Source organism: Salinivibrio sp. ES.052, from assembly GCF_900141775.1.
Taxonomy (GTDB): domain Bacteria; phylum Pseudomonadota; class Gammaproteobacteria; order Enterobacterales; family Vibrionaceae; genus Salinivibrio.
This window is the reverse complement of the sequence record NZ_FSRI01000001.1, coordinates 517,564-541,213: the sequence shown is the minus strand read 5'-3', so window position 1 is coordinate 541,213 and position 23,650 is coordinate 517,564. Positions and strand designations below refer to the sequence as shown.

The window sequence follows — 23,650 nt, the reverse complement described above, 5'->3', positions numbered from 1 at the left end:
TCTACGTTCTATATGGAATCAGCGTTAAGTCGAACGGTCTCAGTCAACAAGGCGCAGCACAAGTCGTTATTAAAGACAAAGTCAAGGATGGAAGACCCGCTTAAAACGGTTGGAAAATACGACGAGGCCCGCTTGAATAAGATATGACCAGTATAAATGCCAAGTACACACAGAAAAATGATGCTGACGTTAGAAAAGCTCATGGTGACTCAATGATAATCCCCCGAAAACATCGTGATTGTACGCGATATAGGGCGGCAAAATCGAGTGGATTCTGGCATAGGTGGATGAAAGCGGGTTACCCTCCAAAAATCAACCACAACGAGACGATCAACATCGCGGTTAGAAGCGTCGCCTCGAATCTGTAACGTTTTAATATTTTTTCCATTGTCATCCCTCCAAGTTTGAAGGATGAAGTGTATCAATAATAAGGCTGAGTGACTTATTATTGATACACAGAATAAGTGGGAGTAATATAACAAAATTAGGCAGGCGCTGGCGTCATCGCCGCCCATAGTATCATGGGGATATCCCCCCTAAGGCCGATCGACTGAGCACGTGTGTCGCCAGGCGCTCAGCCGATGCAGTGCTATATGCTATACCCTTGGTTCTTCGGCGAGAGAAAAATCCTCTCGGGCCATGGTTAAATTGGGGTTATAACAAGGATCATTGAGCAAAATATCTTGCCATTTGGCCTGCATATACGTCACTTCTTTATTGAAACGCGCTTGTTTTTCCGGGGTGTCTTCAAAGCCACGGGTTTTTGACTCATAGTGATAGAGCTCGGCAAAGGGCGTCCAGACATTGTCATAGCCAGCATGCTTTAGCTTTAGGCAAAAGTCGATGTCGTTAAACGCGACGGTTAAATCGCCCTCGTTCAAGCCCCCTACTTGCTCAAATAGGGATTTACGTACCACAAGGCATGCCGCGGTCACCGCCGAATAGTTTTGTGCCACAATAGCACGGCAGGCATAGCCTGGCTGACCTTTCGGCAAGTGCTTGTGGGCATGGCCTGCCACGCCGCCCACCATGATCACACCGCCATGTTGCAAAGTGTTATCGGGATACCATAAACGCGCGCCGACGGCACCCACATTAGGCTGAATCGCATGGCTCACCAGCTCGGTGAGCCACTCTGGCGTGATCACCTCAACATCGTTATTCACTAGGGCAACCAGCTCGCCCTTGGCCTCGGCCACCGCTTTATTATTGAGCGCCGAGTAGTTAAACGGGCTGTCGTCACGCAACACGCGTACATTGCTGTGCTGGGCTTGTAAGTCTGCGAGATAGGTTAACGTGTGCTGACAATCCGATCCGTTATCAACAATAATAATTTCGTAGTTCGGGTAGGTGTTTTTTTCTAAAATAGAGTCAATACACACCTTCAGTACCTCTAACCCATTCCGGGTTGGGATCACTAGGCTGACCAAGGGGCACGGCTCAGGCAAGGTGTAACGTACACGGGCATAGTGTCGATCTGGATGTTGTTCAACCGTCGCGTCGATGTTTTGGCGCGCAAGGTGCTCCTCTACCGCTTTGATGCCCGCTAGCAAGGCATAAGGTTTTTCATCACCACCTGTCGCCGTACTGCCCTCTATGGCGCGCCAGTGATAGAGAATCCGTGGAATATGAATAATTTGATCGCGACTTATCTGCTCTGAAAATCGCAAGACAAAGTCCCAATCCTGTGCGCCTTCAAAGCCCTCACGAAAGCCGCCGATCTCGTCTGCGATCGCTTTACGATAAACGCCCAAGTGCGACACACAATTCATGGAACGAATAAGCTCAGGATTCCATTGCGGCTTAAAGTTAGGGTCATAGCGCGTATTTCCATCAGCGGTTAACTTGTCTTCATCGCTATAGATTAATGCGGCATCTGGATGAGCAAGAATCGTTTCAGCGACCCAGTACAACGCATCAATCGCGAGTGTATCGTCTTGATCCATCAGCGCAACAAAGTCCCCACTTGCGATAGCCAGTGCACTGTTGCTCGCCGCCGAAATATGGCCATTTTGCTGGCGATGCACCACCTTGATACGCGCATCTTGTTGCGCATAGGCTTGCAGCACCTCGCTTACCTCTGGATTGGTCGAGCAGTCATCGGCGATGCAAAGCTCCCAATGCGGATACAGTTGCGCTTGTACCGAGGCAATGGCTTGCTCTAAATGGCTCACATCTGGGTTATACACCGGCATTAACACAGAAACGTGTGGTCGGTATTCAAAACTGTCCACCCGTGCCGTAATCGCTTGCTGGGCCTCGGTGCTCGGGGTGCCATAATGGGCTAACCAGTGACCATATTCGTGGGTGGCTAATTGGTATTTTGTGCCAGCAATTAATTGATCAATGCCCTGAGTACGATACAAGGTCCAGGCCCGTTTAAATAGATTGATCATGCCGCCATGTTGTCGACGTAATTGGTTGACCAAACGGGCTTTGGCGGTCAGCCAGGTAAACACTTGCTGAGGTTGACGTGCGGCACGCCCCAACCCACGTATCGGCGCGCTGATACGCCATGACGTTGAACGGCGGATCTCACCTATCGCTTGCTCTAACGCCTGGCCATGCTGTTGAGCCAGAGCAAGCTCTGCCTGCGCAGATTGGGCGATTTGTTCGGCGTCCTTTTGCGTACGCTGTGCCTGCGTGAGCTGTTGCTGTATGTCCTTTAAATCGGCATCACGCTCAGCCACAACCATCGTTTGCTCGTCAAGTGCCGCACGCAGCTCTTGAATACCATTTTGCAGCTCTGCTTGGCGGTTACGGGCATCGTCTTGATGCTGAGTGACACTCAGTTTTAAATGATAAATCTGTGCTAGCTGCTCATAATAAGCGCGACTCACGGTTTCAAATAACTGGTTTTGGCTATGCTGGCACGTCGCGGGATAGCGGGATGCCAAGGTTTGAAACTCTGAATCCTGGGCGAGTGTATTGGGGTTCGCTTGCGTTTGGCTGAGCTGCTGCACACACTTATACAACACAATCACCCAGGGCCAAGCATGGTCTGACTGATAAAGATCAGTCAAGGTTGAAGCGCTATGGCAAAGCGTTGGGTCGATATAGTCTCGGCAAAAGGCCTCACATTCGCTCTCTGGTGCCGGCGTTAAGGCGATAAATTGGGCCAACTCAGCCATCACCTTACTTGGCGACTGTAACAAGGCATCAAACGGCACCCAATAAACAGGCTTGTCGGCTAACAGCGTTAGGTTATCAAAGGTATGGTGCCCCCAAAGCAGATAGCCATGCTGCTCGGTCAGCTGGTCGCGTTTTTGCAAGGATTTAACAATGTCAAGTGGGTTGCGCACGGCGTAAACATACTTGGGGGTAACGTTAGCGCGGGCGAACACAGCTTGCCAAAACGCCAGTAAGCGTGAAGTACGCGGATCTTTAAAGCCATAACAGCCCAACGCGCTAATACGGCCTCGCAATAACGCTACCGCTTCATCGATCAATGCATCAACAAAAGGATCATCTAAGTCCAGTTCAGGCTGATAAGGGCTAAACCACACACAACCATAATGGGCGAGTAATTTATCGTTAATAGCAACAATGTCTAGGTCTTCCCAGTGGCCTTTGGGATTAAACTCCCCTTCTGGCATCAAGTTTTCACTGAGCGACACACCCAAAACCTCTAACGCTTTGGTTAAGGCACTGGTACCGCTACGATGCATGCCCAGCACCACAACAACTTGGGTGCCAGTGTGACTTGAGGAGGGAGTGGTGTTCGTTTGTGAAGATTGAGCCGCTGCTGTACTGGTCATGATAAATGCTCGTGAGTGTTATTGTTCGCGGTGTTTAAACTGCGCAATTAAATCGGATTCTAAGCTTAAGCGTGCCTTGGCATAATAGCGGGCGACTTTTTGCCCTAGCGATGGCTGGCTATAATTGCCAGTGAAGACAGGCTCAGCCACAATGGAATGGTTAGGTAAATCTAAAAAGCCGAAGATGCGCGCCAAGGTCTCATGATGGTGATAACGCAAATCATCGTTGTGTACCACAATGTACTCGTATGGCCCGAATGCTTGGTCAATCGCTTGGAATTGGGTTAAAAAACGCCCGCGATCGAGGTATGAATGGCAGCGACGAGCAGCGTCTAATGCCAGATTGTGGTTATCGCGCCACAGCCGGAAAGGCTCAGCTAAAAACGCGCCTAACATACTGCGGTGCTCGTTGCCGCGGCCCTTTTCCATATGGTATTGCGAGATCGCCCGCTCGACTGGGTCACGTACCATCATGATCACCCGTGCGCCCGGTGAATAATGAGCAATGCGAGGCAGCAACTCAGTCAAATAACTATAAATCGGCGTCGCATCACAGTAATACCGCGTCGGGGCAGTGACATGGGCAAACGCTTTTTGATAGGCCTTATCCCATTGTGGTGGGCCTTGATAATACATATCAGGATCATCAAACACATGGGCTTCTTTATTATGAGCCAGAGCAATATCTGGGTGTTGGGCGAGAAAGTGCGCCAACGCCGAGGTGCCACACTTTTGTCCCCCGACAATATATAAATTAGGACGCACTCGGTTCAGCCTCCGATGACGCCGTTACCTCATCATCCAACAATCTCGGCACAATACGCGATACCAAATCCACCGCGCCGGTGACGTGCTGGCTTTGTTCTACCACAGTAAACATGGCCGCATCGACGCCTCGGTGTAAAAAGCGGCGCTCTCCGTCAACCAGCGCCGAACAGCCACAGTTAAGAAAGTAGCTGCCATTAGGTAGGTTGCACTGAAATCGAAAACGCATTTCTAACGTTTGTCCGGCGGCCACATAAGGAATACGCAAGGTGTGATCACGGGTCGAGGTCGCCCCTGCCAGCTCAAAGCCCGACACGGTTTTAATCATCATGCCACCGCCCACCTCAAAGGCTTCGCGGTCAAAGGCCACCTGATAGACATAATCATAGGTCTCACTACCATTGAGCATATTCACGGTCTCACCGTGTTGATTCTCAATGTGCGGATGATGAATATGGGCACCGTCGCTGGCGTACCACATGGTGGAGGCCGGCTTCACACCGGGATCATAATCGCCCGTACTCGGGGCCTCTGTTTTGGCCTTTGACGGTTTGGTATCCGTCTCGCGCAGGCCGTCGATAATGGCTTGACGGTAAGTTTGTCGCTCCTCACCTTCCATGTGCAGCAGTTTGTGGTATTGCTGTACCACTTGCTTGGGTTTGCCTTCCATTAACAGCTCACCTTGATCGAGCAACACGGCGCGGTCGCACAGCTCGATCACTTGCCCCGCAGAATGAGACACAAACAACAAGGTCACGCCCTTCGCTTGCAGCTGTTTTAGTTTGGCATGGCACTTGCGGCGAAAGGCATCATCGCCTACCGCAAGCGCCTCATCAATGATGAGGACATCCGGGTCAATATGCATGACCACCGCAAACACCAAACGCAGCATCATACCGCTGGAATAGTTTTTGACCGGTTGATCGATAAAACGGCCGATATTGGCAAACTCGGTGATGGCCTCGAATCGCGCTTCTACCTCTTGGCGAGTCAGGCCTAATAACTGGGCATTGAAATAGACATTTTGGCGCCCGGTAAATTCAGGGTTAAAGCCAGAGCCTAGCTCTAACAAGGCGGCGACGCGGCCTTGCAGATGAATGCGGCCTTGGTCGGGTTGCATTACACCACAAATCAGCTGCAGTAAGGTGGATTTACCACTGCCGTTATGGCCCACAATGCCGACGGTTTCGCCCTTGTGGGCGTGAAAGTCAATGTTACGCAGGGCATAAAAGCGCTCATCGTTTGGGCGCGGCCACAATGCTTGGCGTAGACGTTGCCAGGGGCCACGGGCTAAGGCAAAACTTTTGGTAACCTTTAAAACAGAAACAACCATGATGCTTATAAGTTAGCGGCTAAGGGCGGTTATTATGGGGAAAAGCGAGGCGGTTTGCAAAGTCGTATTGACGGGTAACAGCCCACGTATAGGCGCAAATAAAAAAGCGCCCCGTAGGGGGCGCTTTGTTTGATTTTCAGTCTCTTTATTACCTAGTAGGTAATTACTTACAGAGTGAAATCTACGATGTCACGCTCTTCAGCTTGTGAACCAGTTTGGATGTCAGTGCCGCTAGCGTCTTTCTTCTTAACAGCTACTTCACCTACATTGGTTTCAACTTCGAACAGCATACGTGCTTGACGGTTTTGCGCCACTTCGATGCCTAGTTGATCTGCGATGGTTGCAGGGTCAACGGTTACTGCACCGTTAGATGGTAGACGTACAGTCAGCTCTTCGCGGTCAGCCAGTACGTTACGCTCGCCAGATTCGCCACGTGCGTGTGCGTCATATTCCCAAACAGTCACGTAAATCTTACCGCCTTCTTCAGGAAGGATGCCAGATACGTCACGGATGTGAACAGAGTTAGAAGACGTTGTACCCGTTAGGATAGTATCGAACTTCAGACCGTCACGCGTGATTAGGAACAGCTCAGACAGTGTATCGTCAAAGTCGTTGAAGGTGTCTTGGTCAACACCAAGGATTGACGCTTTAACAGAGATGCTCTGTGCTTCCACTGGAGTTGCGTTATCAGTTGCAACATACAGCTTGTTCAGGTCATCCCACGCGCTTGCTGCTACTGAAGAAGCGGCTGCGTCCAGAGTGTTAACACCTTGAAGGACTGCGTTACCGGCAGGTGCCGTGGCAGACATACCGTCAGATGCTAGGGTCCAACCTGATGCAGTGCCGTCTTTCAGCAACAAGTTACCCGCATTGTCTGCACGGAACGCGTTCAGGTCACCGTGTAGGCTTAGGTTAACTTTGTTCAACTGGATGTTTTGGTTAGACGTACGGTTGTACAGCTCAAAACCATTTGCCGCGATGTCGTTGTCGTCAGCAACAGTGTCATCGTTAGTGTCAACAGACAAGAAGCCAGTTGAAACCAGCGCGGTTGCCTTACCAGAGTCAGTGGCTTCTAGCTCAAACAGATCGCCAAGCTGGAACAGCTTGCCAGATTGTACTGGGTCTGCAGAGTAAGAGGCGTTTTTCAGTGCACCAATCTTCACAGCTACATCGTTGTTTTGGCCAGACTGCAGGTTGAAGATTTGGTTTGCGTTGGCAAAGTCAAAGTTCAGTTCCGTACCGCCAGCAACCAATGTCTCAGTGGTATCGCCAGTAGCGAAGCCAGCAAGATCTTCAAGATAAGAAACACCAGTCGGGCCTAAGCCACGAATGTATGCAGCTTTTTCTGTGTCAGTAGTCGCTGTACCATTCACATCAGAGAACAAGTAACCTGCAGTACCGTCGGCATTACCTGGAGCTGATTCGTCTGCGCCGTCAGAAGCACCGACAACACCCGCAGCAGTCAGTGCTGCTGAATCCGCGGCAAGGCCAGCTGCGATTGCTGCTGTGTTTACGTCTCCATCAACAGCAACACCAGCAGACTCTTGAATCATGTCGTCAGTAGAGCCGGTGGTTTGCTTGAGTGCGATGCGCAGACGCTTACCGTCCAAATCGATCGCGTAGTCCGCTTGGTGCTCACCAGCACCGGTTGGGATCACTTTCAACACTTTAGACAAATCAGTTTCTGTCGCAGGTACAGTCGCTGAACCTTGAAGCGTACCGCCAATCGCTTGGATGGTTGCAAGCTGTAGATCGATTTCAAGATCGCTTAAATCTGCTGCACTACCTGTCAACCACTGACGTACTTCATTTTCGTTGAAAGTTGCGTTACCGGTTAGCTCGATAGTGATGAAACCGTTTTGTTTCAGGTCACCGTTTACACCGAACTCAGCGGCTACTTGGTCTTCCGCGGTTGAGAAGCTCAGTACTGGTTGTTTAGTAACAGCTGCCAAAGTAGTTGTCGTGATAGTGTTGCTTGGCGCACCAAAGCCACCGTATGTCAGCTCTACGTCTGCCATCGCTGGTGCTGCTACCACTGAAGCCACTGCTGCAGCTAGAAAGGTTTTCTTTAACATGTTAGTTATATCCTTTAGTTGGATCCATTTTATAAATCTGACTCTCGACAGAGAGCCATTTGATCAACTCCGGTGCACTTTCCGTCGCACCTACCGCTTGCTATTTCAAGCCTTGCACACAGTTAAGCACACTGCGCCACTTTTTCAAGCCTTGGTTAGCGTTGCGTTACGTTTTAGTCCGCGCTCCGAAGTGCGCGACTCAATTCTTATTAATAATCGCTGTTAAGTCAATGAGAAATAGCCATACGTAAAACGAAAGGTTAGACATCTGTCACAGCATAAATGAGACATCGCTCACACTTAAAGAGTAAAAACTGGATTATTTACCACAAATAACGCTCAGACAGAAACAATACAAGCATCTGTTTTTAAAGTGTTTTTCTTTATTTTTTTAATATTTTAAAGGTATTCCCTCGTGATAAACATCCCGTTTTCAAACGAAATTAAGTCTAAAGGTTTAAGTGACGTGATTTTGTACACTTTTACTCATCAATCATCAGTTGAGTGTCATCAAAATACTATAAGTGTCACACAATTGTCAGCTTAAATTGGATAAAAAAACGCCACCTATAGGATGCTAGGTGGCGAGATATGCAGAGGGGTGCTTATTGCGGTAGGCTTTGTGCTAATTCCCACCCCGTGAGTGATTTAAATTCTTTGGTATAAAATTGCGCTTCATCTCGGCTACTGATCACATAAGGTGTGATCAATAATACTAGCTCAGTGGAGTTTTGTGATTCCTCAGTGTAGCTAAATAGACCACCTAGAAGGGGAATGTCTCCTAGTAAGGGCACTTTTTTCTTGGAGCTATTATTGTCTTTAGAAATAAGCCCCCCCATGTAAACCGTGTCACCACTGTCAGCCAGTAGCTGGGTTTGCAGCGAGCGACGGTTAATCGGAATGCTATCCCCTGATTTTACACCTTGGGAACTCACTTCTTGGCTTAGAATGAGCTCTACGAGGCCGTTCTGGTTGATCGTTGGCGTAATGTCTAATGTGATCCCAACATCAACATATTGGTAGGTAATGGTGGCGGTGGAGTCATCTCCTCCCCCTGACACCTCACCCGTTTTTACCTGAATTTGTTCGCCTATATTGATACGCGCGGGCTGTTGGTCCATGGCAATAATGCGCGGGCTTGATAGCACTTGTGCCTTACCGGAGTCTAATGCCGCGGAGAACTTCGCCGTAAAGTCACCAAACACGCCGTTTAAGGTAAGATTGCCCGCGGTTTGGATTAGGCCATTGGTCCCGCCGGTGACATCACCTTGATCGGTGTTAAACTCGGTGCCAAATGAGTAGCCATCCTCTACTTTTACCTCGGCAACCGTCGCTTGGAGTAGTACCTGGCGCGGGCGCTGATCAACAAATTTAAGTAGTTCAATGAGGCGCTGATAGTCCGTATATTGACCTTGGAAAATAATCGCATTCCGCTTATTATCAATAACAACCCGAAAGTTTTTGTCTACCACACTCATGGCACCCGCGGTATTGCTTCCTAAACGCTGAAAACCGACATTGCCTGGTGTCACCCCATTGCCGCTGGCCGACTCCACTATATTTTGTTGTGCCGCTTTTTGGGTATTGCCGTTTTTCGCCTCTTTCCCGCCGAATATCGTCGAGACGACATTCCACGCATCTGACGCTTTGGTATTTTTCATGTAATAGGCATAGACACCGTTTTTACCCTCTATTTTTTCTGGGATATCAAGCCGCTTCAGCCATTCCTGAGCAACTCGCAACCACGCTTTTGTACTTGACGAGATGAGTAGCTGTTCACTGTTTACTGGCGTCAAAATCACGCCGTGAGTGCCTCGTCCTATCGAGGTTGGAATCGAGGCTGCGTCTAAGGCCGCTTTCAGAGATTTCGAGAGCTCCGAGGCGGTTTTGTATCGGGGCGTTGCTAATGCCATATGACTGGCTGACTTGCTCGGCACGTCTAGTTTAGCTAATAAGTTTTCTACGCGCTTGATCTCTTTTTGTTGTGCTACCACCATCAACGAGTTGAGGTGGGTTTGTACTAATACAGTACCACCACTGCCTTCTCGCAGCAGTTTGGAGACCATTGATGAGGCTTGATTAATTGACAAATAGTAAATTGGCATAATTTGCGCGACTTTGCCGTATCGCAGCATTGGTTCGACTGACTGATTCAACAGTTCAGGGGTTTGGTTATCCGTTTTAGCGGCAGGAATGACCTTTATAAGATCATCTTCACGCACCAACGCAATGCCATTCACTTGAAGCACTTCTTCTACTAGCCCAAGCATTCTTACGGGCGTGACGGACTTGTTCACTCGTAATGTGATTGGCGAAGTATTTTCCGAAAGATCATTATCGACGATATAATTCACACCCAGTACGTCACCGAGCGCTAAGTTAATAAAGTGGTTAACAGGAAGTTCATCCGCGTTTAGCTTTACTGGCTCATTGGGCAACCCTAGCGCTTTATCAACGGCTGTGTTTGTTTTTGCTGCATGTAGTAAAGGCGCACTACGAATGCTTTCGTCAAACCGTACATACTGCCCAGGCTTTAACGGTTGTCCCTCTGCTGCCTCATTGTTTTTTCCTACAATGGTGGTTTCGTTGGTTTGACTGCCATTAGGCGGCGTTGCGTATGTGTTGGGTGGTAGGGGTTTGAAGTTCGCACACCCCACCAGCATCGATGCAAGGACCAATGCTGTGGCTAACGAACGACACCTGATTATTTTACGTTTTACACCACTCATGATGATGGGGTTTCCTCTTTATTTGGTTTGCCTGGGTTGGAAATAGGAAACAGTTTCCACTGTTTTTCAGTGCCATCAGCCAAACTTGTTGTCGCTTGGTTTCCTCTCAATAGGATTAATTTACCGATCAAGGGATCTTGCTGTCCTGGAGATAAGCTGATGCGTTTGTTGTCTGCAATGAATATAGCGATGCTCTTGTGACCTCGCTCAATAATACTGGCTAGCACGAAGTCACTGGTAGTCGCTTCTTTAGGCGGGCGTGCTTCTTCGTCTTTGTTTTTATCACGCGACGCAATCCTTCGCCCTTCAATGAAGATGTTTCCCGGAGGGGGAGCGACCTCAATAAATTCATACCCTTTCGGTGAGTTAAAAGCAGTCTTGCTTGTATCAGCTATAGACAAAGAATGTATCTGCCAATATGTAAGCACTAGCCCCACCATTGCTAAGCCACATGCCATTGCTAGAAGCTTGTGTTCGCTGCTCCATGCCTTACCCAGTTTCATTGCGACCTCGCTTTTAGCTGGGACAGCACCATTTTTCTATACCCTCGCAAATTAATCGCTATCTCGTACGTTTTCTCTTTACTACGTCTAGAGGCATTAACTTGTTTGATTTCCACAAAAACTGGTTCCATGATTTTTGGTTGGTTGGCCAATCGTGTTAGCAGATAGAGGATGTCGTCACTGCTTCCTTGAAGCCGCCAGTTTGACTGCACATTCTCTCCTAACCAAGGAGTCATTACGGGTTCAGCAAAACGTCGCCCTGTGAATTTTAGGCCCAAAGGACGATATACGTCCTCGAATGCGTTTACTTGATTAGATATCGCACGCCCATTGGTGCGTTCATCAATCAGCCCTTGCTGTGCCTGGGCAAACGCTGCATCCATTTTTTGAATCCATTGTTGAATGGCACTCTCGTTGGCTTTGAGCGTTTGCAACTTGCCGAGTTGAAGCTGCTTTTGATCGAGGCGTTGATCAACGCCCGCACGCCATTGCAAATAAGGGTCTATGATAGCAAGACCTATAATAACAAGCACACAAAGCAAGCTCACCCATTGTACAAGTGGACTTGAAAGCTCCTCTTTCAACGAGGATCCTTGCCATTTTTGTTGAATAACATCAATCATGAACCAGCCTCCTTCACTTGCAGTTCCGCCTGAAACTCCTGACGACCGGCTTCAGTTTGCGTTACCTCACCCAATAAACGCGCACTTGTTACCTCATCAATATTTGAAATAGACTCTAATAAGCCAAGCGTGTCCTCAATCGAGCCTTTCAAAACAATTTTTTTATTTTGGTATGTAAAACGTTCGATAATCACGTCTTTACTTAGATTGTTCGCGAGTTTGTTCATAATACGTGCCACGAGTTGCTGCCTCTCTCGTGCTTGGTTGTACTCTTTCAGAAGTTTTTGTTGCTCTAGCGCTTTAGCGCGATGGGTTTGAAGCTGCGTAGTGTCACGTGCCAATTGACTCACTCGTTGGTCAGCTTGGTTTAGCTGGTAATTGATCAGTGCCCCATCGGCGCTCAAATATGCCGCTAGCAAGACGCAGAACATAACTATTGTTTTCCAGTAACGCCATGGGTTATCGATGTCGAACTGGTTGCCGCACTTACCTTGTGCCAACACAGCGGCGCGCGGTGTTTGATTAAACGGCACTAACGGTTTGTTTTTGATAACGACGCAGCTATCCGGATCTGCGTTACTAAACACTCGTTCGTCCTGCGCTGCCAGTTGCGTCTCTATTCTTCTATAATGAAGCGGGGAACTAAGCGGATAAAGCTGTTCAAGACACTGCGGCGATTGCCATACAACTCCCCAAGACACCTGGTCGCTTTTACCCGTATTGTCGATCGCACGTTCTTGGTATATCAGCGTTCCTCTGTCTGCTGAGGTACATGCCAAGTAGTAAGCTAGCGCAGGCACAATGTGAGTCACGCTATCAGTGAAAGTGATGCTATCGGCATCCCAAAACCATACGGATACCAGCCATTGCTCATCACGCTTGGTTGTCCAAAAGTGTAAAGCGACCTGTTTCCAGTCAACGAGTTGCTCTATTTCATTTTTCACACAATCTTTTAACTCGTTGTGAGCAACAAGATCGCATTGATAGTAGAATGTTTTGAAGAGACAAAGTTGCTGGGGAACGAGCCCAATCACTTTGTCGAAGCGCCCAGCCTTTTTTAAACTTGGATTGTCTTCACGATAACACGCTGGCCATACTAGCCACTGTTTTTGTAGTTGCTTAATCACCTGTTACTGCCTATTAATCTCGAGAGTCAAAATAGCGATACTGATCGGGAAAGTACCACGTCATGCGCTTGGGCGGAAACTGATAAGGCAGAATTTCATAACGACCTCTCGCCCGAATATCGCCAGACTGATATCTAACAATGTATTCTTTACCTGGGAACTGGCTGTCGGACGTAAACGGGACTCCCATATTTCGCAATGATGAAGCCACCCCTCGCCAGTTTGCATCACGCTTTAGGCGCGATAATCGCGCGAGCGTTGCATCATTGAGTCCATATAAAATCTTTAGTAACACATGCGGCATCGCGATTAAATTCGGGCTGGTTCGGGCGCGAATGGACACGAGATCTCTCAGGCCAAATTGGCAGCAGTTAGTGAGTCGGTTCTCGCCTTTCATCGTCCAGGATCCATTAAAGTCCTCTGCGCTAATACCGGGTATAAGCATCAGCTCGTCAAGACTACGAAACAGATCATAGCGTGGCTCTGGCCCCTCAGTTGCTGTTAGCGTCGTCCCTGTTGTACTCTGCCAAGCGATGATGCGGCTAACAATGTTGCTCGCCTGGGGCTCAGGATAAAAATGCCTCATAACTTTTGAGAGCCGATCTTTATCTACAAAAGTTAGGCCGACCAATCCGTCTGCATCTTGCAATGAGACCCAAACGTTATTTGACAATCTTGTTGGTGCGCTATCAGTGCGTAACAGTGTCTCGCCCAATTGGAAACCGCCAGATTGGCTTTCGCCACCATACATAGCAAAGAAAAGACGCTGTTCCGCATTATGAATATCTAGGCGAGCATGCCACTTGTCTCGGACATATGTTGCTTGCTCGATACTCCGATCACTGCGCAGGATAACAATACTCGCCATCGCAGTAAGGACAGCAAGAATAATCAATGTCAGGGGTAACACTACGCCTCTCTGTTTCTTGAACGTAATACTCATTTTACCTCTAGACTATCACCCTGGTTGTATGCTTCTGATTTCATTGGCAAATAAAACTGCCATTGATAGGCGCTCCCCTGCCAGCGAAAACTCAAACGAACCATAGGGGGAATAACTTGTTCATAATCAGCGTCATATGGCTGATCACTCCAAAACCCTTCAGGGCGTGACCTAAAGCCACCAAATCGAATTTCCATCGATGTTGGCTCAGTGCGTGCTGAAAGGTAATACTGCCACTGAACATCGCTGATATTATCTAACAATACCAAGCTTTGTGATGATTGCGCCTCCGCTGTTTGCGTGAGATACGGGTCTGTGTAAGCCCACTGCTGAAATAATAATGCCTTTTGGTTATCTTTCTCTTCAACTGTGAGTTCAACAGTCGCATAGGATCCTGGGCCATCTATGATGGGGGCGTTGCTTAGAAACTTGACTCTTTTTTGATCGCCATAAAAGAATGCTGTTTCACTCCCGTAACCTTGCTTGAACATACTTGCATTTGCTTGATTAAAAAGCTGGCTAAGCCATTGCTTTCTCAATTGCAACTCTTGGTAGGTATTTGCCCTCTCCGTCGATTTGGACCATTGTAACCGACCTTGATCCAGCCCAAACATCACGAGGGAAATCACTGATGAAAAAACAGCAAGCGCGATAAGTACTTCAATTAGGGTGAATCCAAGCGCCGCGTTGTTATTTTTTTTCATCTTACTGCTCCCCTCATTATTCACTCCAGCCAAGTTGCTCAAAAGAAAACGCATTCGTTTGGTTATTGAGCTGATACTCTACCGTGACCTTATAGAGCTGCACATAATAAGGGCTTGTACCATCACTGCTTCTTGTTTGTAGTAATGGTGATATGGGGTTTGATTGCCATTGATAGCTGACATCGCCCGCTTGATCTCGTCCGCTACTGGTTTCAGCCGGGTTGATGGCTTTAAGCGCACTGAATACTGATTGCTCTGCATTGACTTGCTGTTGGGTCGCGACCACACGGGTGGCGGTGATCCCCGATTGCTGAAACAGCTTAAAGATCACACTGAAGCCAGCGGTAAGAATAGCGAGAGCAACCACCACTTCAATCAGGGTAAAGCCGCGGGATTGACGCGTTTTGTTAGCGGCGAGGTACAATGTTAACGTCTCCATCGGGGGTGCTGACACGTAGCGTCCATTTATCTTTTTGGTCATTTTTAATGGCCAGGTTTAACGCGCCACCTTTGATAAAACCATCACTGCGAATAATGATCCGATCACTGGCGACTAGTGTCAGTTGATGTTTGGCGGCTAAAGCTTGCCATTCAGGTTGCTCCGCATCAACAATTAACGTGGTTCCTTGGTTGCGGACTTCGCTGGTGCGCTGGTTAATGGCTTGCCAAAAGCGCTCGATTTGCTCGGTTTGCTGAAAGCGCTGATATTGCCCCCACATGTTCGGCACCACCATGGTCGATACCGCCGCCATCAGGGCAATCACGACTAACATCTCTACCATGGTAAAACCGCGCGATAGCCGCGCGGTGTGTGGGGGGTGGCACTCGCGTGCGCGCATTACTTCACGCCTACGTCTTGATCTTCGCCCTCACCGCCTTCTTGGTTATCACGGCCTAGGGTGTACAGCGCAAACTCATAGTTGGGCTTGAGTTTGTAATGATAAGGCTGGTTCCACGGGTCAAGCGGTAAGTCTTTGGCTAAGTAGGGGCCGTTCCACATGGCGCTGTCGCCGGGGTTGTCCATTAACGCGTTTAGGCCTTGCTCAGTAGACGGGTATTGGCCCATGTCGAGACGATAGGTTTTCAGTGCCGATGATAGTAGCTCAATTTGCGCGCCCGCCACTTTGGTTTTGGATGAGCCCACTTGGTTAAACAGTTTGGGGCCAACGAGGCCGGCCAGTAATGAAATCAACACGAGTACCACAAGTAGCTCGATGAGGGTAAAACCCTGTTGTTTACGTTTGTTCATTTTGTCCTCTTACTCTTGTTGTAACCGCTTAGCCTTGTTATCACCGCTTGGGCTGTTTCGTGCGTTTGACAGCGCGCACCGCGATTATAAACTAATGTTATTGACTGAAATAATGCCGGAAATCAATACAATCATGATGCTGCCGACAATGCCACCCATGATCACAATCACCAAGGGCTCAAGAATGGTTAAAATTTGTTTTAAACCCTTTGAGAGACGACGCTCGTAAAGGGCGTTGATCTCTTTAAAGCAAGGCACTAATGATGCACCAGCCTCACCGGTTTGGATCAACCGAATCACCATCGGAGAAAATAGCCCGTATTCGGCTAAGGATTCAGCGAGACCACGGCCTTCTCGCACCCGTAAAACCACGTGCTGTAGCCGCTTGCGAAGACGTGCATCAGATAGGCTGTTTAAGGTGATCTCTACCGACTCCACCAACTCAACGCCCGCCTGCAAAAGCTTTTGCATGCTACTGGAAAACTGTACGATGTTCCATGCATCAATGAGGTTACCGAACAAAGGAATGGTAGAGAGTCCTTGCAATACGGTGTCTTTTAAGTGTCCATACACAGCACCGTAATAGAGCCCCCCCACGGCTGCCGCGACCGCCGCACTAATGAGCATGAGGTTATCATTAAAAAAGGCCGAGATATTAAGCAAGGTGCCAAGCGCGCCGGCGTCACCATTGCCTTGTACCATGGTCTCAAAGTTGGGGATCACATAAAGAAACATAAAGAAAATCACTACCACGCACACCACTAACAAAAACGCGGGATAGGTGAGCGCCGATTTTATTTCACTGACCAATTGTTCTTCACGCTCAATACGCTCTGAGACACTGAATAGCGCTTCACCCAGTTGGCCACTAGCCTCGCCCAACCGCAACATGGAGGCGACATAAAAAGGGAAGACATCAGGCTGGGCCGCAATCGCCTCTGACAAGCTGGCACCCGATTCAATGTCGTAATACAGGCGTTTTAGCGCCGCGCCCATGTGTTTGTCGCCGACGTTTTCTTGTAGTGATTGCATACATTGGTCAAGCGGCATGCCACTTTGGCGTAACGTCGCCAGTTCGCGCAGCGTCGTAATAAGCGTTTCCCTACTTATCCGCTTGCTTTTCACATCACGCTGTTCGTTCAGCATCACCACTTGGCGTTGCTGTTGTTGCAGCTGGCGCTTGGCCTGGAGATCGTTTTCAGCGCGGATCCATCCGTCTATCAGGGTGCCATCTTTACGCCGTGCCACGTATTTAAACTGCTTCATTCTGGTTCTCGCGTTTTCGTTTCGCGTTGATGATCGTGTCCATGGTTACGTTGCAAGGTCGCCGATTAGCCCACCACGCGTAGTACTTCTTCAAGGGTGGTTTCGCCACGTGCCGCGCGCATTAGAGCATCTTGACGCAGCGAGCGCATATTTTGTTCTCGTGCCACCGCTTGCAGCTGGCGCATGTCGAGCTCTGCGGTTTCGGCATCTGACCAGCCTAAGAGTTCAAAAATGGCTAAGCGGCCATGATAGCCGGTGCTGTTGCAGTGCTCACAGCCCTCTGGGCTCGCTTTGTACCACTGAATATCGGCGGGGAGTAAGGCACCCCAGTTTTGCTGCACGTCGGCAAAGCCGACTTGGTGCGCAGCCTGGTCGCCGTTAGGATCCGGCCGTTTGCAATGGGGACAAAGTTTACGGACGAGGCGTTGTGCCATGACCCCCACGATGGTGGATTTGATCAAATAGTCAGGAATGCCGATGTCTTTTAGACGAATAAAGCTGCTGGGTGCATCATTGGTGTGCAAGGTAGACAGTACAAAGTGGCCGGTTAATGCCGATTGTACTGCGATTTGTGCGGTTTCTTTATCACGCATTTCACCAATCAGCATGATGTCGGGGTCTTGGCGCAGTGCCGAGCGCAATACGCTGGCAAAGGTTAAGCCAATATCAGCATTAACTTGAATTTGGGTCAAGCCTTTCATTTGGTATTCGACGGGGTCTTCAACGGTGATGATTTTGGTTTGATCATCATTCACGCGCCCTAACAAGGTGTATAGCGAGGTAGTTTTACCACTACCCGTTGGGCCGGTGACTAAGAATATCCCGGTTTTTTTGTGCAAGATTTCCTCAATAATGGCTTTTTGATCCGGCAACATGTCGAGGGTTTTTTGTTTCTCCTCGGGTTTGTGGGTGTTCTCGTTGGCGAGCAAACGCAATACAGCATTTTCACCATAAACCGTGGGTGTTGTGGCGACACGAATGTCCACTTGCTGGCCTGATAACCTGACGCGAATGCGGCCATCCTGCGGGAGGCGCTTTTCTGAAATATCGAGCCCGGCCATTAGCTTAATACGCGAGAGAATCGCGGCATGTTGGGCCATGCCGGGTTGGTCAACGGTGCGCAGTACGCCATCGACGCGGTAGCGCACAAAAAACTGCTGTTTGTTCACTTCAAAGTGAATGTCTGAGGCGTTCTCTTTGATCGCACGCTGGATACATTCGTTAACAAATTTAACCACGGGCGCGGCGCTACTTTCTTGTTCAATCAGGGCATTGCCGGCTTGACGTTCAGCATCAAATCCGGAAATAAGCTGCCGCAATTCGTAGTTAGAACACAGCACTGGCGTGGCTTGGAGCTGGTGTTGGTGCAGCAATGCTTCAAAGACAAAGTCGTCCCAAATATCGGCTTGGGCTACTAAAATTTGGTCACCGTCACGATGAAGAGGAAACGCTTGGCGCTGTTGCCACCATTGGGCCTGGAACAGTGACAGTGCCAGTTCGTTGCCGGGTAAATCATCACCAAAATATTGGCTGAGCACGTCGGCCATCATCGGTAATTCAAGTTGTTCATGCAGGGCAATTAATACATCTTGCTCTGAACACAGGCCGTGGGAAATGCATAATTCGCCAAACCGTTGACGCTGACCCATGGATGACTGCTGTTGAATAGCGAGGATTTGCTCTATGTCGTCATCCGTGATGAGTTGTTTTTGTTTTAATCGCTCACCTAAAAACATGGTGTCCCCGTATTGGTATTGGTCTTGGTGCAACGTGGCAGCTTACACTATGTGGCAGCGTTTCTGTACTGCTTTAATGGATAGAATGCATGGGCGATTACGCACGCTCCTGAATACTCATAGCACATCGGCAAAGTTTGGCCGTAAACGGCGAAATAAGCTGTAACTGGCGACAAATGCGAGACAGCTGACAATAAACAAAACCGCGAGTTGCCCCAGTTGTGGCGGCTTGCCATAAACAATATCGCGGATGGCATCGGCGACGGGGCTAATCGGGTTAAAATACAGTATTTTGGCGAGCATATCGGGGGCCGACTGTGCCGAGAAGAAAACGGTGCTGGTAAACAGTAACGCGGTGATCAATACCGGCATCATTTGGACGATATCGCGAATGTATAATCCCAGCGAGGCCACTAAGTAGGCTATCGCGGTCAGGGTGGTTAAATACACCACGAGCACTAACGGCAAGTAGAGAATCATCAAAGGGTTTTGCAGGTAGTGGTTGACCCCAGCATAGGCAAAGGCGAGTAATAGGCCAAAGAGGTAATTGACCCCGGCACTACACACGGAGATCATCGGTAACATAGCAACTGGGAAACGCACTTTTTTTACTAGGTTGCTGTTGTTACGAATAATGCCACTGGATGCGGTCAGGACTTCGGCCATAAAGCCGTGGGTTAAAATGCCAATAAAGAGCATGAGGCCGTAATCAGCGGTTTGGGCGCCCTCAAGGTGCCATTTCGCTTCAAAAACCACTAAAAAGACGGTTGAATAAATCGCTAACATGAGCAGTGGGGTGACAAGGTTCCAAAAAAAACCAAGCAGGGTGCCTTGATAACGCGATTTCACTTCGCGCCTTACCATGGTTTTAAATAGCTGTATGTTGTCTTTTGACGGTAGCATGATAATAACTGCCATGATGCCCAGCGGGCGTCGATGATGGGATTAAACAATGGGCTGTTTTTACCCTATTGTTGCGCAGCTGGCAACCAGATCGCGCACGGCCACGCGTCTGTTGGTGCTTTTTTGCGCGCGGCACCCACCGCGCCGAGGGGAATGATGGCAACGATGGGTGTGTTTCACGCGGCGAGTGCGCGGTTAGCCACGGGCGATCTGCGCTTTAAACTCAGCAAAGCTGATGGCTTGTTGGTCTTTGGCGGACAGCTTTGCCTCGCCTGGCAGGCGCCAGTCAATCCCAAGTTCAGGATCGTCCCAGCGAATGGCCGCTTCATATTGCGGTGCGTAGTAGTCGGTGGTTTTGTATAGAAACTCTGCCACATCGGAAAGCACACTGAACCCGTGCGCGAGGCCAGCAGCGACCCATAACTGGCGTTTGTTGTCGGCACTGAGTTCAACAGTGACCACTTCACCAAACGTGGGCGAGTCAGGACGTATGTCTACGGCGACATCTAACACTGTGCCGAGCGCACAACGGACTAACTTGCCTTGGGCTTGTTGCGTTTGAAAATGCAGCCCACGCACGACATTTTGGGTCGAGCGCGAGTGGTTGTCTTGCACAAAGTTGACCGACTGACCAATCGCTTGCTCGAATTGTTGCTGGTTGAAGCTTTCGAAGAAAAAGCCTCGCTCATCGCCAAATACCTTTGGTTCAATAATATAGACATCAGCAATGTTGGTGGGTAGAACGTTCATGATGGCTCCAAATTTGTCAACGCGACGCTATTCGCCTTCTAATAGTTTAAGCAAGTATTGACCGTAGCCGTTTTTGGCTAATGGTGTTGCACAACGTTTAAGCTGCTCGGCATTGATAAAGCCTTTGCGATAGGCAATTTCTTCTGGACAGGCAACTTTTAACCCTTGGCGATGCTCGATGGTTTGAATAAAGTTTGACGCTTCAATCAAGCTTTCGTGGGTACCGGTGTCTAGCCAGGCGTAACCGCGCCCCATACGTGCAACGGAGAGTTCATCATTGTCAAGATAGACGCGATTTAAGTCGGTGATTTCGAGTTCGCCGCGGTGTGACGGTGTCAGCTGTTTGGCGCGCGCTACCGCTTGCTCATCATAGAAGTACAAGCCAGTCACGGCATAATTACTTTGTGGTGTTGCTGGCTTTTCTTCCAGTGAACGGGCGGTACCGGCTTGATCAAACGCAACCACACCATAGCGCTCTGGATCGTGCACGTGGTAAGCAAAAACTGTCGCACCGTCGGTTTTGTGATTGGCGGAGTCTAACAGTGTTTGTAGTGAGTGTCCGTAGAAGATGTTATCGCCTAAGATCAGTGCACTGGGCGCGCCATCGAGAAAGTCTTCGGCAATAATCAGCGCTTGCGCTAAGCCGTCGGGCGATGCTTGTACCGCGTATTCAAGCTTAATGCCCCACTGGCTGCCGTCGCCGAGCAATTGCTCGAACCTGGGCGTATCTTGTGGGGTGCTGATCACTAAGATTTCATCAATCCCCGCCAGCATTAAGGTGCTTAGCGGATAATAAATCATCGGCTTGTCGTAAATCGGCAGCAGTTGCTTGCTCACAGCAAGCGTCACTGGATAAAGGCGGGTGCCTGACCCGCCCGCGAGGATGATTCCTCGACGTTTTTTTGGTGTATTCATACAGTTATTCAATCATTTCTTTTATCATTCGCTCAACCCCGCACTGCCATGTGGGCAAGGTTAAACCAAAACTTTGTTCAAATTTCGACACATCCAGTCGAGAATTATGGGGGCGCGCAGCGGGTGTCGGGTAGTGAGAGCTCGGTACGGGTTCGACGGTTTCAACCATCAGTTCCATACCTTGTTTGCGCGCAACGTCAAAGACGAAGTTGGCGTAGTGGTACCAGCTGGTGAACGATTTAGCCACCAGGTGATAAACCCCAACGACCCATTCTTCACTGCCCGAATGCGATAAGCTGTACGCTTTTTTGATCGCGTGGGCGGTGCAGTCGGCAAGCAACTCGGCGCTGGTTGGCGCCCCTATTTGGTCGTCGACCACACTCAGTTCTCGGCGCGATTTGGCTAACGTTAGCATGGTATTGGCAAAGTTATTGCCCCGGCTGGCATATACCCAGCTGGTACGGAAGATGAGATACCGCGAGCAGTGACGTTGGATCATCTGCTCTGACAGTTGCTTGCTTTCACCGTATACGTTAATGGGTGATGTCGGGGTGGCTTCGTCACGCGCCGTGTCGCCGGCGCCGTCATAGACGTAATCGGTCGAGTAGTGAATAAGCCACGCCCGGTGTCGCTCGGCTGCTTTTGCTAATGCCAGCACGCTGTGGGTGTTGATTTGAAATGCGGTATCTTGATCGGTTTCCGCTTTATCTACTGCCGTATAAGCCGCCGCATTGACGATCACATCGGGTTTAACCGCTTCAACAGTGCGCACGAGGCCGTTAGGATCAAGAAAATCTCCTTCATATTCAGGGTGATTGCGCCCCACGCAAAAAAGCTCACCTAAGTAGCTAAGAGATCGTTGTAGTTCCCATCCTACTTGTCCATCGACACCAAACAGTAATATTCTCACGACGCTTGGTTCCCATATTGCTTTTCGACCCACTGGCGATACTCGCCCGATTGAATCGCTTCGACCCACGCTTGGTTGTTAAGATACCAGCGCACCGTTTTTTCAATACCGGATTGGAAGGTCTCTTGGGGACGCCAACCCAGCTCTCTTTCGATCTTGCTGGCATCAATCGCATAGCGGCGATCATGGCCTGGCCGATCGTTAACAAAGGTAATTTGCTCGCGGTATGGCGTGTTTTGGGGGCGCAAGGTATCAAGCAGATCGCAAATGGTTTCAACGACTTCAAGATTGGTTTTTTCATTGTGCCCACCAATATTATAAGTCTCACCAGGCTCACCGCTTTCTACAACATTGAGCAGTGCTCTCGCATGGTCTGTGACATAGAGCCAGTCGCGAATTTGATCCCCCAAGCCGTAAACGGGGATCGGCTTGCCGTTAATAGCGTTAAGTATCACCAGCGGGATTAGCTTTTCTGGAAAGTGATACGGGCCGTAGTTGTTCGAGCAGTTGGTAATCAGAGTGGGTAAACCATAAGTTCTCGACCACGCGGTGACAAGGTGGTCACTGGACGCCTTGGATGCAGAATAAGGGCTGCTGGGCTTGTAGGCCGTTGTTTCGGTGAACATGGGCAGCTTACCTTGACGATGCTCACTCGGGTGCGGCAAATCGCCATATACTTCATCAGTAGAAATATGGTGAAACCTAAATCCCCGTTGACGCTCTGTCGGCAGACCTTGCCAATAGTCTTTTACTACATCAACCAGTGTGTAAGTGCCTATAATATTGGTTTCAATAAAGGCGGAAGGGCCATCGATTGAACGATCAACATGGCTTTCGGCCGCTAAATGCATCACCGCGTCCGGTTGATGCGTTTCGAATACGCGCTTTAGCTCAGCACGATCGCAAATGTCGACTTTTTCAAAGCAGTAACGTGATGAGGAGGCAACCTCTTCAACTGAGGCCAGATTGCCTGCGTAAGTAAGCTTATCGAGGTTAACCACTTCATAGTTGGTTTCAGCAATAATGTGGCGGATCAGTGCTGAGCCGATAAAGCCCGCCCCACCGGTAATCAATATTTTCACAGTGTTTCCTTGCTTATTTTCACGTTCGCAGTCTGGCTGTCGATGTCATCAGGCGCCGAGTGTTTAACACAACGTTGGTTGACGAGACTGCGTTTTTTGCTGTGTGGTCGCCCTAGGGCGATCGCTGTGTTTTGATGGCGACGATAATACCGAGTCATGGTGATGAAATCGAGCAATGCGCGTTAAATTGCCTGACTTTGCCCGCGGATTAACGGTATTAAGGCGATCATTACTGGTATCAACGCGATCGTTAACTGTATTCACTAAGACCATCACCTT

Annotated in this window: 20 protein-coding genes; all 20 read right to left on the bottom strand. The window is 49.2% G+C overall.

The features are described 5' to 3' along the window. Positions 1–596: 596 nt before the first annotated feature. A complete protein-coding gene (locus BUQ98_RS02505) occupies positions 597–3,758 on the bottom strand; it encodes a glycosyltransferase (RefSeq protein WP_074212352.1) in 3,162 nt (1,053 codons plus the stop codon). 18 nt (positions 3,759–3,776) lie between these two features. After that, on the bottom strand, positions 3,777–4,523 hold the full coding sequence (locus tag BUQ98_RS02500; RefSeq protein WP_074212351.1) for a sulfotransferase family protein: 747 nt from the start codon (positions 4,521–4,523) through the stop codon (positions 3,777–3,779). Next, positions 4,513–5,856 (bottom strand): ABC transporter ATP-binding protein, encoded by a 1,344-nt coding sequence (locus tag BUQ98_RS02495; RefSeq protein ID WP_074212350.1) that lies wholly within the window; start codon positions 5,854–5,856, stop codon positions 4,513–4,515. The genes BUQ98_RS02500 and BUQ98_RS02495 overlap by 11 nt, the downstream gene beginning before the upstream one ends. Before the next feature lie 167 nt (positions 5,857–6,023). Then, the gene (locus BUQ98_RS02490; protein ID WP_074212349.1) at positions 6,024–7,931 is read right to left on the bottom strand and encodes a VapA family S-layer protein; all 1,908 of its coding nucleotides are present in this window, start codon (positions 7,929–7,931) and stop codon (positions 6,024–6,026) included. A 605-nt stretch (positions 7,932–8,536) separates the two neighbouring features. Further along, on the bottom strand, positions 8,537–10,660 hold the full coding sequence (locus tag BUQ98_RS02485; protein WP_074212348.1) for a secretin N-terminal domain-containing protein: 2,124 nt from the start codon (positions 10,658–10,660) through the stop codon (positions 8,537–8,539). After that, positions 10,657–11,163, bottom strand: a complete 507-nt coding sequence (locus BUQ98_RS02480) for a hypothetical protein (RefSeq protein ID WP_074212347.1) — start codon at positions 11,161–11,163, stop codon at positions 10,657–10,659. Before BUQ98_RS02480 ends, BUQ98_RS02485 begins: the two co-directional genes overlap by 4 nt. Further along, on the bottom strand, positions 11,160–11,786 hold the full coding sequence (locus BUQ98_RS02475; RefSeq protein WP_074212346.1) for a hypothetical protein: 627 nt from the start codon (positions 11,784–11,786) through the stop codon (positions 11,160–11,162). The genes BUQ98_RS02480 and BUQ98_RS02475 overlap by 4 nt, the downstream gene beginning before the upstream one ends. Continuing rightward, positions 11,783–12,913, bottom strand: coding sequence for a hypothetical protein (locus tag BUQ98_RS02470; RefSeq protein WP_074212345.1), 1,131 nt, complete (start codon positions 12,911–12,913; stop codon positions 11,783–11,785). Before BUQ98_RS02470 ends, BUQ98_RS02475 begins: the two co-directional genes overlap by 4 nt. A gap of 13 nt (positions 12,914–12,926) precedes the next feature. Further along, positions 12,927–13,856, bottom strand: a complete 930-nt coding sequence (locus BUQ98_RS02465; RefSeq protein ID WP_074212344.1) for a hypothetical protein — start codon at positions 13,854–13,856, stop codon at positions 12,927–12,929. Beyond that, positions 13,853–14,560, bottom strand: coding sequence for a PulJ/GspJ family protein (locus BUQ98_RS02460; RefSeq protein WP_074212343.1), 708 nt, complete (start codon positions 14,558–14,560; stop codon positions 13,853–13,855). The genes BUQ98_RS02465 and BUQ98_RS02460 overlap by 4 nt, the downstream gene beginning before the upstream one ends. 16 nt (positions 14,561–14,576) lie before the next feature. Further along, positions 14,577–14,999 (bottom strand): type II secretion system protein, encoded by a 423-nt coding sequence (locus tag BUQ98_RS02455; RefSeq protein ID WP_074212342.1) that lies wholly within the window; start codon positions 14,997–14,999, stop codon positions 14,577–14,579. Further along, entirely contained in the window at positions 14,968–15,399 is a 432-nt protein-coding gene (locus tag BUQ98_RS02450) for a pilus assembly FimT family protein (protein ID WP_074212341.1), read from the bottom strand. Before BUQ98_RS02450 ends, BUQ98_RS02455 begins: the two co-directional genes overlap by 32 nt. Next, the gene (gene gspG / locus BUQ98_RS02445) at positions 15,399–15,809 is read right to left on the bottom strand and encodes a type II secretion system major pseudopilin GspG (RefSeq protein WP_074212340.1); all 411 of its coding nucleotides are present in this window, start codon (positions 15,807–15,809) and stop codon (positions 15,399–15,401) included. The genes BUQ98_RS02450 and gspG overlap by 1 nt, the downstream gene beginning before the upstream one ends. 84 nt (positions 15,810–15,893) lie before the next feature. Then, a complete protein-coding gene (locus tag BUQ98_RS02440; protein WP_074212339.1) occupies positions 15,894–17,075 on the bottom strand; it encodes a type II secretion system F family protein in 1,182 nt (393 codons plus the stop codon). Between the two features lie 65 nt (positions 17,076–17,140). Next, positions 17,141–18,811, bottom strand: a complete 1,671-nt coding sequence (locus BUQ98_RS02435; protein WP_074212338.1) for a GspE/PulE family protein — start codon at positions 18,809–18,811, stop codon at positions 17,141–17,143. 117 nt (positions 18,812–18,928) lie between these two features. After that, positions 18,929–19,729 carry an ABC transporter permease gene (locus BUQ98_RS02430; RefSeq protein ID WP_254813862.1) on the bottom strand — a complete coding sequence of 267 codons (801 nt, stop codon included), beginning with the start codon at positions 19,727–19,729 and terminating at the stop codon, positions 18,929–18,931. 180 nt (positions 19,730–19,909) lie between these two features. Continuing rightward, complete coding sequence (rfbC, locus tag BUQ98_RS02425; protein WP_074212336.1) at positions 19,910–20,464, bottom strand: dTDP-4-dehydrorhamnose 3,5-epimerase; 555 nt, start codon at positions 20,462–20,464, stop codon at positions 19,910–19,912. A gap of 27 nt (positions 20,465–20,491) precedes the next feature. Further along, positions 20,492–21,379: a glucose-1-phosphate thymidylyltransferase RfbA gene (gene rfbA / locus BUQ98_RS02420; RefSeq protein ID WP_074212335.1), complete on the bottom strand. Its 888-nt coding sequence runs from the start codon at positions 21,377–21,379 to the stop codon at positions 20,492–20,494. Positions 21,380–21,383: 4 nt separating this feature from the next. Continuing rightward, positions 21,384–22,289: a dTDP-4-dehydrorhamnose reductase gene (gene rfbD / locus BUQ98_RS02415; RefSeq protein ID WP_074212334.1), complete on the bottom strand. Its 906-nt coding sequence runs from the start codon at positions 22,287–22,289 to the stop codon at positions 21,384–21,386. Beyond that, positions 22,286–23,371, bottom strand: coding sequence for a dTDP-glucose 4,6-dehydratase (rfbB, locus tag BUQ98_RS02410; protein ID WP_074212333.1), 1,086 nt, complete (start codon positions 23,369–23,371; stop codon positions 22,286–22,288). Before rfbB ends, rfbD begins: the two co-directional genes overlap by 4 nt. Between the last annotated feature and the right edge of the window lie 279 nt (positions 23,372–23,650).